We start from the raw sequence: 14997 nt of genomic DNA, 5'->3' as shown, positions 1-14997 counted from the left end.
TATGAAAAACAAAATTTATATTGGCCTTCTCATAATAGCGTTCATCTTTCAAGGATCATTCCTTCGCGTTGAAGCAGCAAAACAGATTGACTATAAATCAGCTGAATTCAAAGCCGTTGCTCAGCAATTCGCTTGCACATGTGGCTGTGGTCAGGATCATTATGAATGTGATCCGAATACGTGCAATCTTACCACAGAATTTAAAGCAGACCTGGTTGACATGATGAACAAGGGGTGGGATAAGGATAAAATTCGTGCCTATTATGTCAATATCTATGGTGAAGAAATATTGACTTCACCTGAAAAAAGCGGTTTTAGTTTAACAGCTTGGGTTCTCCCGTTTGTAGTATTGGCCGCAGCGGGAATATCATTGTATTTCGTTATTCGTAAATGGGTTAAGAAAAAAGGCACAGATGAACCTGTTGCTGAGTACCAGAACACCGAGGATGAAGTAGAAGAAGAAATACTATCTTCCATGATTGATGAAGAACGCAAAAAGTATCTTTAGGATGTGAACAAAATGCAAGATATCACAGTCATCTCGATGATTTTTACCACCATATTTGCGCTAGCTTGTCTGTTTCTAATACTATCACCGTTATTTAAGTGGGATGCTTATTTACATGTTAGTTCAACGGGTCAGGATATCGGCGCCTCGAAAGAAGCACTATTAACAACACTTAATGAAATAGAATTTGAGTACAAGATGGATAAAATCTCACACGCTGATTATAAAGTTTTAAAAAAGCAATATGAAACAGAAGTTGCCAGCATTATGAAGGAAGAAGAACAGTTGATGGATACAAACATCGATAAAGATTTAATGGATGAAGTTGAAAAAGAAATTGAAGCTCAAATGAAAACTTATAAGAATAAAAAGGGGGAAGGAAAGTGATCAAAAAAATCACGGTTTTCTTCCTCGGACTGATGCTATTCATTCCATTTCATGGATTAGCAGCTTCTGATTCAAAGGTTTCGATTGATATGCATTATATCGTTGTCAGCCCGGCAGAAGATGGCTCAACGAATATGATGAATATGGTTAATTATACTAATACCTCAGCTGAAGAATATAAAGGTGACGGTAAAAGTGAAGCGGTCTTAAATGTAACCCTTCCCGAAGGCGCAGAGGATCTCAACTTTTTAGACAATAAAATTGCCTTTAAAGAGGTTGACAAAGGATTCATTACAACCACGCCAATTCCAGAAAATCAAACGATGGTGTTGCCTTACAGTTATCGGATAGCAAAGGGAAAAGCAATTAATTTAAAAGCTGACTACAACGTACAAATGATGCAAATTCTCGTTCCAGAAGGAAGAGGGAGTATTGAAGTTAAGGGTGCGGTTGCAACTAGTCAAGGCAGTTTCAAATTCGATGACGAAAATTATTTTGGATACAGTATCGAAGGGATTAAAGCTAACCAATCGTTTACACTTGTTTATAAGCCAGATATACAGCCTGCAGCGAATGAGACAAAAAAGTCGGAAACAACTAATAAAAGTAATAGTTCGGTTACACACACGGCGCCTGCTTTCCATAATCCAGGTCATCTAAGAATATGGGCACAGTCCCCTCTACACCGCTTTGATCCACATGTCTTTTTAATTATTATAGGAGCTATTGTCATTGCTGGAATCTCCTATTATATCTATTTCAGAAGGAAAGCAAAGCTGGAAGAGGAAAGACTTGGAGCAGATAAAGAAGAGAAGACATTTAAACTTTTAATGGCAAAGCAAAAAGCCATAATGGATAAGATCATTGAATTGGAAGAATCCTTCGGAGATGGAAAGCTTTCAGAGGATGAATATCATGCAAAGCTAGAAGCTTATAAACAGCATCTTGTCCAAGTAAAATTAAACTTACGTAATTTTGTAGAGTAGTTGCTGGGATGGGAGAGACTGCAAATGATAGAAATAAAAAAGCTAACAAAACAAGCGGATAATAAGCTCATCCTTCGTGGTGTAGACCTCTCAATCAAAAAAGGAGAAACGGTTGCCATCCTTGGACCAAATGGTGCCGGAAAAAGTACGCTTCTAAAAGTACTCGCAACCTTAATCAAACCTACATCTGGGTCTGTATTGGTTAATAATATGGATTTGAAAAAAAATCATATCGAAATAAAAAAAATAATGGGTTATTTACCCCATTCCAGTTTGCTTTATGATCATTACACTCCGGTGGAAAATATTGTGTTCTTTGGGAATGTCTATGGTGTTAAAAATGTTGAACAACGAGCGATTGCACTTGTCAAAGAAGTAGGTTTGTCATTCTTTTTAAATGAACCGGTAAAGAATTTCTCCCGTGGAATGATTCAACGGATTGCGATTGCACGAGCGATTGTTCATGAACCGGAAATTCTCCTTTTGGACGAACCGCACACAGGATTAGACCAAGGAGCGATTACCATACTTAATAACGTTATTCTTTCCATGAAAGCAAAAGGCACCACTACCTTAATGGTTACGCATGATTTCAAACAAGCAGCTGAAATCTGTGACAGAATTATCATTGTAAAAAATGGCAAGATTGTCGATGATTTTAGGATTGAAAATCAAAACTTAGGTTTTGTTTCTAAAAAATATGAGCAATTAGTGGAGGGAGTATCATGAACCTTTTTCGAACAGCCCTCTTATTAGCAAAAAAGGATTTATATTCCGAATTAAAAACAAAACAAATTATGGTGACCCAAATTATTTTCGCTGGTCTGGTGATTGTTGTTTTCAGCTTCGCCTTTGACCCTGCCAATAATACAACAAAAGCAGTTATACCAGGAGTCATTTGGGTCATTATCGTCTTTGCTGGAATTTTAGGTCTTAACAGATCATTTATATCCGAGCAGAGAAATGATACGATGCAAGGATTATTGGTTGCACCAATGGAGGCAGCGAGCATTTATTTAGGAAAGTTCTTAGCCAATTTTGCGATGATGTTGATCGTAGAACTGGTTTCCATCCCGTTTTTATTTTTGTTATTTGATTTCAAATTTTTTGGGAGCATTCCTTATTTTATCTTAGTTATATTCTTAGGCAGTTTTGGATTTATCGCCATTGGAACATTCTTGGCGGCATTGGCAGCCAATTCCAAAAGCAGTGAGATGCTGCTTCCACTATTGCTGTTTCCAATTACAACGCCAATCCTAATCGGTGTTGTTCAAGCCACGCGAATCATCTTAACGAATATGGATAAATTTTCAAGTGCAGTCGCTTGGATTCAGTTGGTCACTGCGTACGATGTTATCTTCTTTGTTGTTTGTTTCTTATTAATTGATTATGTGCTGGAGGTTTGAGTGATGAGTATGAATCTCGAACGAGAGAAAGCGGTACTTACTGGATCTCAATTAACTGTTAAGAAGAGCCCAGAACTATCAAAGATTTTGTTTGGTGCTACAGTTATTTCCATGTTGGTCGCCCTTTATTTTATCTTTATCTTTTCTGCTGAAGAAGTAACGATGGGAGCAGCCCAAAAAATCTTTTACTTTCATGTTAGCTCAGCATGGCTGGCGTTCATGGCATTTTTTGTGACATTTGTCTTCAGTATTTTATTCTTAGTCAAGCGGAAAAGAATATTTGACACCTATGCTTATATTTCTGCAGAAATTGGTGTGGTCTTTACGATCATTGTCTTAACAACTGGCCCAATTTGGGCAAAATCATCATGGAATACTTGGTGGGTTTGGGAGCCGCGGTTAATTACAACGTTAATTCTTTTCTTTATCTATATAGCCTACATTATGATTCGTCAAATGGATGGAGTATGGGATAAAAAAGCCAGACTTGCTGCTGTATTTGGAATCATCGGGTTTGCTGATGTTCCAATCGTATTTTTCGCGATTCGCTGGTGGCAAACAAAGTTTCACCCAATCGTGTTTGGTGAGGGACCTTCCCAAAAAGGTGGAGGTATTGAGAGTTCTATGCTAGTGGCGTTGTTTGTTTCACTTGCAGCATTTACCATTCTATATTCATACCTTCTTCATAAAGGTGTTTCTTTTGAAAATATGAAAATTAAAGTAGAGCGCTATAAAGAAAAATTAAGAGAAGAATTGGAAAAATAGGAGGAATTTTCATGGGTTTTGAATTTATGTATGGTGCCTATTCTGTTGCATGGGTTGTTATTTTTGGATATATGTTAATACTCGGTAAAAGACACTCAAAGCTTAAGCAGGAAATTGAATTCTTAAAACAACTAGAAAAATAACTAGTAGTAATAATTAGGCCTGTGAAGCATAAACAGGCCTTTTGCATAGAACCTTACTGGTGTCAGGAGGAGATACGATGAACAAGCGGGTCATCAAATTACTCATATTGATTCTTATTGTTAGTATGTTTGGTTTCTTTGGTTATAGTTTAGTTACAAAAGGTGAACATACAGATGTTGGTGATCAGGCATATAATTTTTCGTTGCCAAATTTGGATGGAAGTACAACCAAGCTCTCCGATTTTAAGGGGGAAGTGGTTATTCTGAACTATTTTGCCAGTTGGTGTGCTCCATGTAAGGAGGAGTTACCAGAGCTAGAATCCTTCCAAAAAGAATATGGTGATCAATATCATTTTCTTATGATTAATCGTGGCGAGACAATGGATAAGATTAATAAAGTAACGGAGAAAAATAAAGCCGAAATGAACTATTTATTTGATTATAATGCAAAGGTTTCTAAAATGTATAATGTGACAGGGCAGCCTGAAACCTTTGTGATTGATAAACAAGGAATAATAAGAGAACATTTTAACGGTCCAGTTACAGAAATGCAATTATATAATTGGGCGAAGAAATATGATAAATAAACTCACAAAAAAGGATTGAACCTGATCAAAAGGTTCAATCCTTTTTTTTCTAAAATGGTTTAAAGTGAAATTCTGCGATCACATCAGCCTTGACTGTTATTTGTCCTGGTTCAATTTGTGTGGAGGCAGCTCCTTTCACGAAAGCTCCAGGCTGGTTAAAAACAGGCTGGACCGTTCTGCCTCCTTCGATAATTAACCTCGGTGTTGGGATTAACGATACATTTAAGGTCCCTGCAATGGTTTTAGCCTTTTCAATTGCATTATTTACTGCCATATCTAAGACCTGTTTATAAAAAGACTCTTTGTTTTTCACTGTAAATTGGACGTTAGAAACATAGTTCGCACCGTTTTGAACAGCGGTATCCACGACCTTGCCAACGATTGATAAGTCCTCTATTTTTACCTGCAGGATATGGGTTATTTTATAACCACGAAATATTTGTTTCCCATGGTCATAATCGTAATCTGATTCAATTCGATAATCGAAGGTTTGTATATTATTTTTGGTAATTCCCAGTGAAATAAGAGAGTCGATTACCTTTGTTACTTCAAGAGAATTCTGCTGCTGGGCGGTTATTACCTGCTTGCTTTCCGTTATTATTCCTAGGTTTACCGAAGCGGAGTCAGGTTGGATTGCCATTTCTCCTTCACCAGACACTTTTATTAAATAGTCCTTGGGAGGTAATCCATTTCGATTTAACGGATGGTAATTGTACACTTCCCTCTCCCCCTTTATGTTTATTCTTTCTTTAAAATACGACTGACCTCCAAAAATGTTCCGATATTAAAATTTATCCCTTTCTACTTATCTTATTTTCGTTCTAGCATTCATCTAAGAAAATAGAAAAGAAATGACAGTTTTGAAAGTCATAATGTGACCAAGCAGGCATACATTTTAAATAATGAGAAAGGCAAATATGAGGAGGTTGCACACGTGGAAACAATCCTAAACTTTTTACCAAAAAATATAGCCGACCTAATCAGCAAAATCCCTCCTAACCAAAAAGAAGAACTGGAAGAAATCCGCATACGAATTAACCGACCGATTGAAATGACAATGAAAGGCGCACCCAGGTTTTTACCGTATATTGTCCAGCCTGATGATGCGTTTCACCTAATGAATAAAATAAGTCATTTCTCCATCTATACCCTCGAAGAGGAACTTAAGCAAGGATTTATAACTGTTTCCGGGGGCCATCGGATTGGGCTGGCTGGTAAGGTGATTCTTGAGGGTGGAAAGGTCAAGGCGATCAGGGACATTTCCTCTTTTAATATTCGGATAGCTAGGGAAAAGGTAGGGATAGCTGAACCAATTATCCCATATATCTATCAAGGAAATTGGATGCATACGATGGTGATTGGTCCGCCCCAAACTGGAAAAACAACATTACTGCGTGATATTGCAAGAATTGCATCCTCAGGTTACTTAGCAAGGGGCATACAGGCAAATAAGGTAGGGATTGTAGATGAACGAAGTGAAATTGCTGGATGTGTTAATGGGATACCGCAATTGACCTTTGGTGACCGTTTGGATGTGCTAGATGCCTGTCCGAAAGCTGAAGGAATGATGATGATGATTCGCTCGATGAGTCCAGATATTCTGGTTGTTGATGAAATAGGCCGGAAAGAAGACGCTGAAGCCATCCAAGAGGCTGTTCATGCGGGAATAAAGTTAATGATGACCACTCATGGGACGAGCATTGAAGAAGTTAGAAATAGACCATCTTTACGGACGATTCTTGATCAAAAAATTTTTCAACGTTTTGTTGTCCTTAGCAGGGCATCAGGACCAGGAACTATTACTCATATTTTAGATGGAAATGGTAAAGAAATGAATCAAAAAGTGAGAGTGACATAAATGATTAAGCTTATAGGCGCTGTATTCATAATTGTCGCAACAACATGGATCGGATTTGAGATTTCCAGACGTTTTAGTGAACGACCAAGGCAGCTCAGGGCATTAAGGACTGCACTACAATCACTTGAAGCAGAAATAATGTACGGTCATACGCCATTACATGAAGCAGCCAGAAGGTTAGCAGAACAGCTTTCAAAGCCGCTTTCAATCTTTTTTGAGTCCTTTTCCAAGAAATTAACGGACACCGAAACAACGGTAAGAGACGCTTGGGAAACGAGTTTAAGAGAAATATGGAATTCTACAGCATTAAAGCAGGGAGAATTTGAAATTATGAAGCAATTTGGGGAGACCCTGGGTCGACATGATCGTATGTCCCAGCAAAAACATATCATGCTGACACTAACACATCTTGAAAGAGAAGAGGCGGATGCAATTCAAGCCCAAGCAACATACGAAAAAATGATCAAGAGTCTCGGATTCTTATCAGGATTATTACTGATTATTTTATTATTTTAGGGGGAAATGCAATGGGGTTAGAAGTGGATATTATTTTTAAAATTGCTGGTGTGGGAATAGTTGTTGCCTTTTTGCATACCGTTCTTGACCAGGTGGGGAAAAAAGAATACGCACAGTGGGTAACGTTGTTTGGGTTTATCTATATATTATTTCAGGTAGCATCCATTGTGGATGATCTCTTCCAAAAAATTAAATCTGTATTTTTATATCAATAGAAGGGGGGTCCCTAAGATTGAAATCATAAAAATAGTTGGCATAGCTCTTGTAGCAACCTTTCTAGCTTTAATTGTGAAAGAACAAAAGCCGAATTTTGCATTCCTCTTAGTTGTCTTTGTAGGCTGTGTCATTTTCCTTTTTTTGGTGGGTAAAATTTATGAAATCATTCATATGCTTGAGAAACTGGCAGTGAATGCAAAAGTGAATATGGTTTATATCGAAACGATTTTAAAAATCATTGGAATTGCTTATATTGCAGAATTTGCCGCCCAGATTACAAAGGATGCTGGTCAGGGAGCACTCTCTTCTAAAATTGAATTAGCTGGAAAAATTATTATCCTTGCTATGGCGATTCCAATTCTAACTGTTTTGATTGAAACGATAATCAAACTTATTCCTAGTTGATGACAAACCTGAAAAAGAGGTGTAGATAGAATTGAAGCAGCGATTGCAGTTTATTCCTATTATAGTTCTTGTATTCTTTTTTTTATCCTTTACAGGTGTACAAGCTGCCGAAGAGACTAAAGACCCAAACCCTCTTTCACCGCAGGAGTTAGTTGATGCCCAGCTTAAATCCCTTGATATTACAGAACTCAAACAATTTTGGGAGGACATTACCTATAAATACGGGGGATTCCTTCCCGAAAGCCAGAAGGGGAGCTTGTATGACTTTGTTAGCGGCGAGAAGAAATTCTCTTTTAAACAATGGGGGCTGGGAATAGTAAAGTTTGCCTTTCAAGAGTTTGTTTCTAACGGGAAATTACTGGGGTCATTGATCATGCTAACCATCTTTAGTATGTTCCTTCAATCGATGCAGAATGCCTTCGAGAAAAGCGCGATTAGCAAGGTTGCATATTCAATCGTTTATATGGTCTTAGTCATAATTGCCCTGAATAGTTTCCATGTCGCCATCAGTTATACAAATGAAGCAATCGGATCGATGATCTCCTTTGTGCTAGCACTTGTTCCACTGTTACTCGCATTAATTGCAGCCTCTGGAGGTCTTATATCAGCAGCTTTCTTTCATCCGGTGATCTTGTTTTTAATGAATATAAGCGGTTTATTCATGCAGTATATTATCCTGCCTCTTCTGTTTCTAGCCACCTTGTTGAGTATTGTAAGCACGATGTCAGAACAGTATAAAGTGTCACAATTAGCTGCCCTGCTAAGAAACTGGAGCATTGGGTTAATGGGACTGTTCTTGACGGTGTTTCTAGGTGTTATATCAGTACAGGGAGCATCAGCAGCTGTAACAGATGGTGTTACGATTAGGACAGCGAAATTTGTAACCGGGAACTTTATACCTGTTATCGGCCGGATGTTTACAGATGCTACAGATACGGTGGTTAGTGCATCTGTCCTATTAAAAAATACAGTAGGCATTGCTGGTGTTGGTATCCTGCTTATCATTGTAGCCTTCCCAGCTATTAAAATCTTAATGATTGCCTTTATCTATAAATTCGCTGCCGCTATCTTGCAGCCATTAGGCGGCGGGCCAATCATTACCTGCTTAGATATTATTAGCAAGAGTGTCATTTATGTCTTTGCAGCTTTAGGAATCGTTTCACTGATGTTCTTTTTATGTATAACAGTTATAGTTGCGGCAGGAAACCTGACGATGATGATGAGATAGGGGGGATTCATATGGAATTTTTAATAGAGTGGGTAACGAATATTATTCTCTTTATCTTGTTAGCCACGGTAATTGATATGCTCCTCCCCAATTCAAGTATGCAAAAGTACACAAAAATGGTTACAGGACTCCTTTTAATTGCCATTATTCTTACCCCAATCTTTAAATTGATTTCCAAGGATTTTGAATCAGCAATGGGTTCGATCCCTTCATATCAAGCTTCTGGAGAAAAAAATATGAAAAATTCAATAGATTTAAAGAAAAAAGAAATACAAGCCCAACAACATGCATATATTTTAGAAGAAATGGCTGTCCAACTGAAAAAGGACGTGAAAGAGGAGTTGATGGAACAATACGGATTGGAGATAGCAAAAATTGATCTAGCTACAAATGAAGAAAGCGACCAAGCATTCCCAGACAACCTCCAAAAGGTTATGGTTCTTCTGAAGCAACCAGAAAATGAAGTGAAGACAGTCGAAGCGATCAAACAAGTCGAAATTAACACAGAAACACCTCTTCCATCTAAAAGCTCAACAGAAGAAGCTGAAAAAATTGCCGCTTTTCTTTCGCAAAAATGGAATGTGACCGAAAAAACAGTTGAAGTTTCGATTGAAGGGGGGATTAATAACCAAAATGAATAACAACCAGGGACCATTTTCATGGCTTAAAAAGGTGCTCAAAATAGAAGGTAAATCTGACAAGAAACCAGGGAAATACCAGTATATGCTTGTTGTTCTATGTATCGGTGCAGCGTTTATGCTTGTTGGCAATATTGTATTTAAAACAAATTCGAACTCAGCTGATACACCAGTTGCGACGAGTGAAAAAGTAGATTCGGAAGATGTACCGGCATTTGGTCTAAATAAGGGCTCAAGCAATAAGGCATTGGATAAATATGAAGAAAAATATGAAAATCAGCTTAAGAAAGCCCTTCAGGAAATGCTAGGGGTTAAAGATGTTACAGTTGTTGTCAATATTGATTCCAGTGATAAGAAAGTGCTTGAAAAAAATAGGGTTTCCAAATCACAAACGACTGAAGAAACAGATCGAGAAGGTGGGGAACGGAAAGTTGAGGAAGCCTCAATTGATGAACAACTAGTGATTATCCGTGAGGGTGAAAAAGAGGTTCCGATTGTAGTAGAAACGAAAAAACCTGAAATTCGCGGTGTCCTAGTGGTTGCGAAAGGCGCAGAGAATATACAAGTGAAAAAGTGGATTGTAGACGCAGTTACACGCGCTTTAGGTGTACCAAGTCACCGAGTTGCAGTCATGCCTAAAAAATAAAAGGGGTGTTTTCCTATGCTATTGAAAAAACAAACAGTTTGGTTATTAACGATGTTAAGTTTAGTAGTTGTATTATCTGTTTATTACATTACCTCTCCGGAACAGAAGAGTAATGATCTAGCTGCTGTTTCGCAAAAAGCGAAAGATCAAAATCAGGGTAAAACAAAAACGGAAGCTAAGGATGATAAAACAATTGTATCAACTGTTGCAGGTGATGAAGCGTTTGAAGAATTACGTATGAAGCTCGATGACCTAAGGAGCAAACAGCAAGAGGATTTAACGACGGAGCTGGCCTCCACAGATATTCCTGCGGTTGAGCGAAGTAAAGTAAAAGATCAAATGGACCAATTGAATCAAACGGCCAAAAAAGAAGAAATTCTTGAAACGTTAATTAAAACAATGGGCTATGAAGATGCATTAGTAAGAGCAGATGGTGAAAAAGTAAGAGTCACAGTTAAATCTAAGAAGAAACCTTCAGCAACTGAGGCCAATAAAATCATCTTACAGGTGAAAAAAGAAATTGGAGAAACCAATTATGTTGCAGTAGAATTCCAACCAACAAAATAAATGAAAACAAAAAAGGAAAGTCAACGACTTTCCTTTTTTGTTTTAATACCATGAAATAGGTTAAAATAATATGTTGAATGACAGCCAACTGTAAAAGTTCCCTTTTGTTAATAAAAATATTATGATAAGAGAGGAAGTATATGAGAGGGGAATTTCGATGGAGATAATTTCCATCATTGAACTTTCACTAGGTATTATCGTATAGTTATAGTAGTTAGTCATAATTTTGTAGTACGAGGGGTGTAACTCAATGTTAAAAGTACAAGAAATTCGCGAATTGATTAAATTAGTGGACCAATCAAGTATTGATGAATTTGTATATGAAAACGAAGGTTCAAAAATTAAAATGAAAAAAAATGGTGCAGTTACATATGTTTCACAAGTAAGTCCGGCTCCACAAGAAACTCAATTTGTATTACCAGCACAACCAGTCTTATCTACAGCAGCACCTTCCGTTCCTGTTCAGGAAGTAAACCAGGAAGTTCAAAAAGAAGAGACTGTTAAGCAAGCTGATACATCCAATCTTCATAAAATTGTTTCTCCAATGGTAGGGACTTTTTATGCTTCACCGACTCCAGACACTGACGCATATGTTAAACTGGGTTCTAATGTAACAACAGATTCGATTGTATGTATTGTGGAAGCTATGAAATTATTTAATGAAATTGAAGCTGAAATTAACGGCGAAATTGTTGAAATACTTGCTAAAAATGGACAATTAGTAGAATACGGACAGCCTTTATTTTTAGTAAAGCCTGAATAAGGAGCGATAACAGGATGATTAAAAAACTGTTAATTGCAAACAGAGGAGAAATTGCAGTTAGAATTATTCGAGCGTGCAGGGAAATGGGAATTGAATCTGTTGCCGTTTACTCGGAAGCGGATCGTGAAGCATTACATGTACAGCTCGCAGATGAAGCCTATTGCATTGGCCCTACTTCATCAAAAGACAGTTATTTAAATGTAACAAATCTAATTAGTGTGGCTAAGCTTACAGCTTGTGATGCCATTCACCCAGGGTATGGCTTTTTAGCCGAAAACGCAGATTTCGCAGAGCTTTGCCGCGAATGCAATATAACATTTGTGGGTCCAAGCCCAGAGGCCATTACAAGAATGGGTACTAAGGATATCGCAAGGGAGACTATGCGTGAAGCCGGGGTCCCAATTGTCCCAGGTTCAACTGGGATTATAAATGATATCGATGAGGCACTTGAACTTGTTAAAAAAATCCAATATCCAGTTATCATAAAAGCAACTGCTGGTGGAGGCGGCAAAGGGATTCGCGTTGCCAAGAACGAGCAGGAATTAATTAAAGGCATTAATATTACACAGCAGGAAGCCATGACAGCCTTTGGAAATCCTGGTGTTTACATTGAAAAATATATTGAGGATTTCCGTCATGTTGAAATTCAGGTCCTTGCTGACTCCTTTGGTAACACAATTCATTTAGGAGAAAGAGATTGCACAATCCAGCGAAGGCTGCAAAAGCTTCTTGAAGAATCACCATCACCAGCATTAGATGGGGAAATCCGAGAAGAAATGGGAAATGCAGCCGTAAAAGCTGCAAAAGCAGTTGATTATTCAGGTGCGGGAACGGTAGAATTTATATATGACTACCGCAATCGAAAGTTTTATTTTATGGAAATGAACACCAGAATTCAGGTGGAGCATCCTGTTACAGAAATGGTCACTGGAATCGATTTAATTAAAGAACAAATCCGGGTGGCTTCTGGAGAAAAGTTAAAGTTAAAACAACAGGATGTCACTTTTACAGGTTGGGCAATCGAATGTCGGATTAATGCCGAAAACCCAGAAAAGAATTTTCTTCCATCTGCAGGGAAAATCAACATGTACCTTCCACCTGGCGGGTTTGGCATACGTATTGATTCAGCAGCTTATCCAGGGTATACGATTCCGCCTTATTACGATTCTATGATTGCGAAGGTTATCGCATATGGGAACAGCAGGGAAGAGGCCATTTCAAGAATGAAACGTGCATTGAGTGAATTCGTTGTTGAAGGTATCCATACAACGATTCCGTTCCATTTAAAACTGCTAGATCATGAAAAGTTCGTCGAAGGCGGATTTAATACCAAATTCTTGGAATTGCATGATGTGATGAAGTCTGTTTAATATCTGGAGGTGTTATTAATGAGTGAGTTTAGTGTCTTGGAAATGGAACAAGGCAATAACGGACATGGGAAAATTGAAATTGCTCCTGAAGTGATTGAGGTTATTGCAGGCATTGCTGCTTCTGAGGTGGAAGGTGTAGCCTCGATGCGTGGTAATTTTGCAACAGGTGTGGTTGAGCGTTTAGGGAAGAAGAACCATGGTAAGGGCGTAAAAGTCGAATTAACAGAGTCAGGAATAAAAGTAGATGTCTATTGTATGATGAAGTTTGGAGTATCCATTCCTTCCGTTGCAGGAAAAGTGCAGGATAATATTCGTCAAGCATTGTTGAATATGACTGCCTTAGATGCTGAAGAAGTAAATATTCATGTGGTTGGGATACAATTTGAAAACCATAAGAATGAACCAGAGAGCATTGACACAGAGATCTAAAACTTGGAAACCAAAGGAGAAAATTCCTTTGGTTTTTCTTTATTTGCAAATAAGTCCTAAATAAAAGTGCTTACATATTGGAAAAATAACAACCTTAGAGTGCGAATCATTTTTAGTTATGCTATTATCGTTTATGTGCAACCTATTCGAATACTTATTTACTATTTATGTATGAAAAATAGACAAAAATTAATTAATATCTCTAAAGGAGTTAATTGTATAATGAAAAGAAGAACAGCAAGGGAAAAGGCATTACAGGCACTTTTTCAAATCGACATAAGCAACACTGAGCCATCAGCAGCGATTGAGCATGTATTGGAAGGAGAGGCGGGTGACGAGTACCTTTCTAAACTTGTTCTAGGGGTAGTCGAACAAAAAACCTTAATTGACAATTTAATCAGTGAAAATCTTGAAAAATGGTCCATAGAACGATTGGCAACGGTCGATCGAAATTTATTAAGAATAGCTACATACGAAATGAAGTTTTTCCGAAATGAAGTTCCGGAAAATGTTATTTTAGATGAAGCCATCGAAATAGCAAAAATATACGGTGATGACCAATCAAGTAAGTTTATTAATGGTGTTCTATCAAAGGTGAAACAAAAACTTCTTAACGATTAATTGATTGAACGCACTTAAGAACAAAAGGAGAAGTGAAAATGACGGCTACTATTATTGATGGAAAAGAAATTGCGGCAAAAAAAAGAATCGAAATCGCAGAAGAGGTTAGCAGAATAAAAAAACTTGGGGTAACTCCTGGATTAGCAGTTATTCTTGTTGGAAATAACCATGCTTCTCGGACATATGTAACAAATAAAGAAAAAGCCTGCCAAGAACTTGGGATGAACTCTGTTTTAATTGAAATGCCAGAGGGAGTTTCCGAAGAGGAATTACTTTCAAGAATTGAAGAATTAAATCAGGACGATCATATTCATGGCATTTTGGTTCAGCTGCCAATCCCCAAACACATTGACGAAAAAAAAGTAATTGAATCGATCTCCCCTAATAAGGATGTCGATGGGTTTCATCCGATTAATATCGGCAGGATGATGACAGGGCAGAATGCCTTCTTACCATGTACGCCGTACGGAATTATGGTGTTACTTGAAGAAACAGGTATCTCAATAGCAGGGAAGCATGTTGTCGTGGTTGGGAGAAGTAATATTGTCGGAAAGCCGGTCGGTCAATTATTTTTAAATCAACATGCAACTGTAACCTATTGTCATTCTAAAACTAAGGACCTAAAGTTCCATACAAACCAAGCGGATATCCTTATTGCTGCTGTTGGAATTCCGAATTTTATTACTGCGGAGCATGTAAAAGACGGTGCTGTCGTCATTGATGTTGGAATTAACCGTAATGAAGCCGGAAAGCTTTGCGGTGATGTAGCTTTTGCTGAGGTAAGCGAAAAAGCTGGATATATCACGCCTGTTCCAAAGGGAGTAGGACCGATGACCATTACCATGCTTATGTATAATACCTTAAAATCAGCTGCAGAAAGCCTAGACCGCAATTAAGTAGGAAATTGTCCTTATCTTTTATAAATATATAGAAGATAAGGACAGTTTTTCGCTAATCG

General features: G+C 37.8%; 22 protein-coding genes. 21 read left to right on the top strand and 1 reads right to left on the bottom strand.

Annotation, left to right across the window (positions count from 1 at the left end; genetic code table 11):
- The first annotated feature begins 1 nt into the window (after position 1).
- From CCK98_RS24315 to CCK98_RS24280, 8 genes are all read left to right on the top strand, one after another.
- Complete coding sequence (locus CCK98_RS24315; protein ID WP_088088938.1) at positions 2–508, top strand: cytochrome c-type biogenesis protein CcmH; 507 nt, start codon at positions 2–4, stop codon at positions 506–508.
- A 12-nt stretch (positions 509–520) separates the two neighbouring features.
- Entirely contained in the window at positions 521–895 is a 375-nt protein-coding gene (locus CCK98_RS24310) for a hypothetical protein (RefSeq protein WP_088088937.1), read from the top strand.
- Complete coding sequence (locus tag CCK98_RS24305) at positions 892–1881, top strand: hypothetical protein (RefSeq protein WP_088088936.1); 990 nt, start codon at positions 892–894, stop codon at positions 1879–1881. The genes CCK98_RS24310 and CCK98_RS24305 overlap by 4 nt, the downstream gene beginning before the upstream one ends.
- Before the next feature lie 24 nt (positions 1882–1905).
- Positions 1906–2610 (top strand): ABC transporter ATP-binding protein, encoded by a 705-nt coding sequence (locus CCK98_RS24300; RefSeq protein WP_088088935.1) that lies wholly within the window; start codon positions 1906–1908, stop codon positions 2608–2610.
- Positions 2607–3287: a heme exporter protein CcmB gene (locus CCK98_RS24295; RefSeq protein ID WP_088088934.1), complete on the top strand. Its 681-nt coding sequence runs from the start codon at positions 2607–2609 to the stop codon at positions 3285–3287. Before CCK98_RS24300 ends, CCK98_RS24295 begins: the two co-directional genes overlap by 4 nt.
- A gap of 3 nt (positions 3288–3290) precedes the next feature.
- A complete protein-coding gene (locus tag CCK98_RS24290) occupies positions 3291–4052 on the top strand; it encodes a cytochrome c biogenesis protein (protein ID WP_088088933.1) in 762 nt (253 codons plus the stop codon).
- Positions 4053–4063: 11 nt separating this feature from the next.
- The gene (locus CCK98_RS24285) at positions 4064–4195 is read left to right on the top strand and encodes a CcmD family protein (protein WP_088088932.1); all 132 of its coding nucleotides are present in this window, start codon (positions 4064–4066) and stop codon (positions 4193–4195) included.
- A gap of 77 nt (positions 4196–4272) precedes the next feature.
- Positions 4273–4782, top strand: coding sequence for a TlpA disulfide reductase family protein (locus CCK98_RS24280; protein ID WP_088088931.1), 510 nt, complete (start codon positions 4273–4275; stop codon positions 4780–4782).
- Between the two features lie 49 nt (positions 4783–4831).
- On the opposite strand, the gene CCK98_RS24275 is transcribed toward CCK98_RS24280, so the two are convergent.
- Positions 4832–5500 (bottom strand): SIMPL domain-containing protein, encoded by a 669-nt coding sequence (locus CCK98_RS24275; protein WP_088088930.1) that lies wholly within the window; start codon positions 5498–5500, stop codon positions 4832–4834.
- A 216-nt stretch (positions 5501–5716) separates the two neighbouring features.
- On the opposite strand from CCK98_RS24275, the gene spoIIIAA reads away from it, so the two are divergent.
- The 13 genes from spoIIIAA to folD all read left to right on the top strand — a co-directional run bounded on the left by spoIIIAA (position 5717) and on the right by folD (position 14935).
- A complete protein-coding gene (spoIIIAA, locus tag CCK98_RS24270) occupies positions 5717–6640 on the top strand; it encodes a stage III sporulation protein AA (protein WP_088088929.1) in 924 nt (307 codons plus the stop codon).
- Entirely contained in the window at positions 6641–7156 is a 516-nt protein-coding gene (spoIIIAB, locus tag CCK98_RS24265) for a stage III sporulation protein SpoIIIAB (RefSeq protein ID WP_088088928.1), read from the top strand.
- Between the two features lie 11 nt (positions 7157–7167).
- Positions 7168–7371 (top strand): stage III sporulation protein AC, encoded by a 204-nt coding sequence (spoIIIAC, locus tag CCK98_RS24260; protein WP_066060661.1) that lies wholly within the window; start codon positions 7168–7170, stop codon positions 7369–7371.
- Complete coding sequence (gene spoIIIAD, locus CCK98_RS24255; protein WP_088088927.1) at positions 7328–7777, top strand: stage III sporulation protein AD; 450 nt, start codon at positions 7328–7330, stop codon at positions 7775–7777. The genes spoIIIAC and spoIIIAD overlap by 44 nt, the downstream gene beginning before the upstream one ends.
- Before the next feature lie 31 nt (positions 7778–7808).
- On the top strand, positions 7809–9005 hold the full coding sequence (spoIIIAE, locus tag CCK98_RS24250) for a stage III sporulation protein AE (protein WP_088088926.1): 1197 nt from the start codon (positions 7809–7811) through the stop codon (positions 9003–9005).
- A gap of 11 nt (positions 9006–9016) precedes the next feature.
- Complete coding sequence (gene spoIIIAF / locus CCK98_RS24245; RefSeq protein WP_088088925.1) at positions 9017–9646, top strand: stage III sporulation protein AF; 630 nt, start codon at positions 9017–9019, stop codon at positions 9644–9646.
- Positions 9639–10289 carry a stage III sporulation protein AG gene (spoIIIAG, locus tag CCK98_RS24240; RefSeq protein WP_088088924.1) on the top strand — a complete coding sequence of 217 codons (651 nt, stop codon included), beginning with the start codon at positions 9639–9641 and terminating at the stop codon, positions 10287–10289. The genes spoIIIAF and spoIIIAG overlap by 8 nt, the downstream gene beginning before the upstream one ends.
- Before the next feature lie 15 nt (positions 10290–10304).
- On the top strand, positions 10305–10856 hold the full coding sequence (locus tag CCK98_RS24235; RefSeq protein WP_088088923.1) for a SpoIIIAH-like family protein: 552 nt from the start codon (positions 10305–10307) through the stop codon (positions 10854–10856).
- Between the two features lie 250 nt (positions 10857–11106).
- Entirely contained in the window at positions 11107–11619 is a 513-nt protein-coding gene (accB, locus tag CCK98_RS24230; protein WP_088088922.1) for an acetyl-CoA carboxylase biotin carboxyl carrier protein, read from the top strand.
- Between the two features lie 14 nt (positions 11620–11633).
- Positions 11634–12989, top strand: coding sequence for an acetyl-CoA carboxylase biotin carboxylase subunit (gene accC / locus CCK98_RS24225; protein ID WP_088088921.1), 1356 nt, complete (start codon positions 11634–11636; stop codon positions 12987–12989).
- An 18-nt stretch (positions 12990–13007) separates the two neighbouring features.
- Positions 13008–13418, top strand: a complete 411-nt coding sequence (locus CCK98_RS24220) for an Asp23/Gls24 family envelope stress response protein (protein ID WP_088088920.1) — start codon at positions 13008–13010, stop codon at positions 13416–13418.
- A 222-nt stretch (positions 13419–13640) separates the two neighbouring features.
- Complete coding sequence (gene nusB / locus CCK98_RS24215; RefSeq protein WP_088088919.1) at positions 13641–14039, top strand: transcription antitermination factor NusB; 399 nt, start codon at positions 13641–13643, stop codon at positions 14037–14039.
- A gap of 38 nt (positions 14040–14077) precedes the next feature.
- A complete protein-coding gene (gene folD, locus CCK98_RS24210) occupies positions 14078–14935 on the top strand; it encodes a bifunctional methylenetetrahydrofolate dehydrogenase/methenyltetrahydrofolate cyclohydrolase FolD (RefSeq protein WP_088088918.1) in 858 nt (285 codons plus the stop codon).
- Positions 14936–14997: the final 62 nt, after the last annotated feature.

Source organism: Bacillus sp. OV166, assembly GCF_900177675.1.
Classification (GTDB): Bacteria; Bacillota; Bacilli; order Bacillales; family Cytobacillaceae; genus Neobacillus.
The sequence above is the reverse complement of the archived record's forward strand: the minus strand, read 5'-3'. Positions and strand labels throughout refer to the sequence as shown.

What these genes read in the sequence shown, in the direction of transcription:
- CCK98_RS24235 (WP_088088923.1), top strand. Translation starts at nt 10,305, where the DNA reads ATGCTATTGAAAAAACAAACAGTTTGGTTATTAACGATGTTAAGTTTA.
- nusB (WP_088088919.1), top strand. Translation starts at nt 13,641, where the DNA reads ATGAAAAGAAGAACAGCAAGGGAAAAGGCATTACAGGCACTTTTTCAA.
- spoIIIAF (WP_088088925.1), top strand. Translation starts at nt 9,017, where the DNA reads ATGGAATTTTTAATAGAGTGGGTAACGAATATTATTCTCTTTATCTTG.
- spoIIIAC (WP_066060661.1), top strand. Translation starts at nt 7,168, where the DNA reads ATGGGGTTAGAAGTGGATATTATTTTTAAAATTGCTGGTGTGGGAATA.
- spoIIIAB (WP_088088928.1), top strand. Translation starts at nt 6,641, where the DNA reads ATGATTAAGCTTATAGGCGCTGTATTCATAATTGTCGCAACAACATGG.
- CCK98_RS24220 (WP_088088920.1), top strand. Translation starts at nt 13,008, where the DNA reads ATGAGTGAGTTTAGTGTCTTGGAAATGGAACAAGGCAATAACGGACAT.
- accB (WP_088088922.1), top strand. Translation starts at nt 11,107, where the DNA reads ATGTTAAAAGTACAAGAAATTCGCGAATTGATTAAATTAGTGGACCAA.
- CCK98_RS24290 (WP_088088933.1), top strand. Translation starts at nt 3,291, where the DNA reads ATGAGTATGAATCTCGAACGAGAGAAAGCGGTACTTACTGGATCTCAA.
- spoIIIAG (WP_088088924.1), top strand. Translation starts at nt 9,639, where the DNA reads ATGAATAACAACCAGGGACCATTTTCATGGCTTAAAAAGGTGCTCAAA.
- accC (WP_088088921.1), top strand. Translation starts at nt 11,634, where the DNA reads ATGATTAAAAAACTGTTAATTGCAAACAGAGGAGAAATTGCAGTTAGA.
- CCK98_RS24295 (WP_088088934.1), top strand. Translation starts at nt 2,607, where the DNA reads ATGAACCTTTTTCGAACAGCCCTCTTATTAGCAAAAAAGGATTTATAT.
- folD (WP_088088918.1), top strand. Translation starts at nt 14,078, where the DNA reads ATGACGGCTACTATTATTGATGGAAAAGAAATTGCGGCAAAAAAAAGA.
- CCK98_RS24285 (WP_088088932.1), top strand. Translation starts at nt 4,064, where the DNA reads ATGGGTTTTGAATTTATGTATGGTGCCTATTCTGTTGCATGGGTTGTT.
- CCK98_RS24300 (WP_088088935.1), top strand. Translation starts at nt 1,906, where the DNA reads ATGATAGAAATAAAAAAGCTAACAAAACAAGCGGATAATAAGCTCATC.
- CCK98_RS24315 (WP_088088938.1), top strand. Translation starts at nt 2, where the DNA reads ATGAAAAACAAAATTTATATTGGCCTTCTCATAATAGCGTTCATCTTT.
- CCK98_RS24280 (WP_088088931.1), top strand. Translation starts at nt 4,273, where the DNA reads ATGAACAAGCGGGTCATCAAATTACTCATATTGATTCTTATTGTTAGT.
- CCK98_RS24310 (WP_088088937.1), top strand. Translation starts at nt 521, where the DNA reads ATGCAAGATATCACAGTCATCTCGATGATTTTTACCACCATATTTGCG.
- spoIIIAD (WP_088088927.1), top strand. Translation starts at nt 7,328, where the DNA reads ATGATCTCTTCCAAAAAATTAAATCTGTATTTTTATATCAATAGAAGG.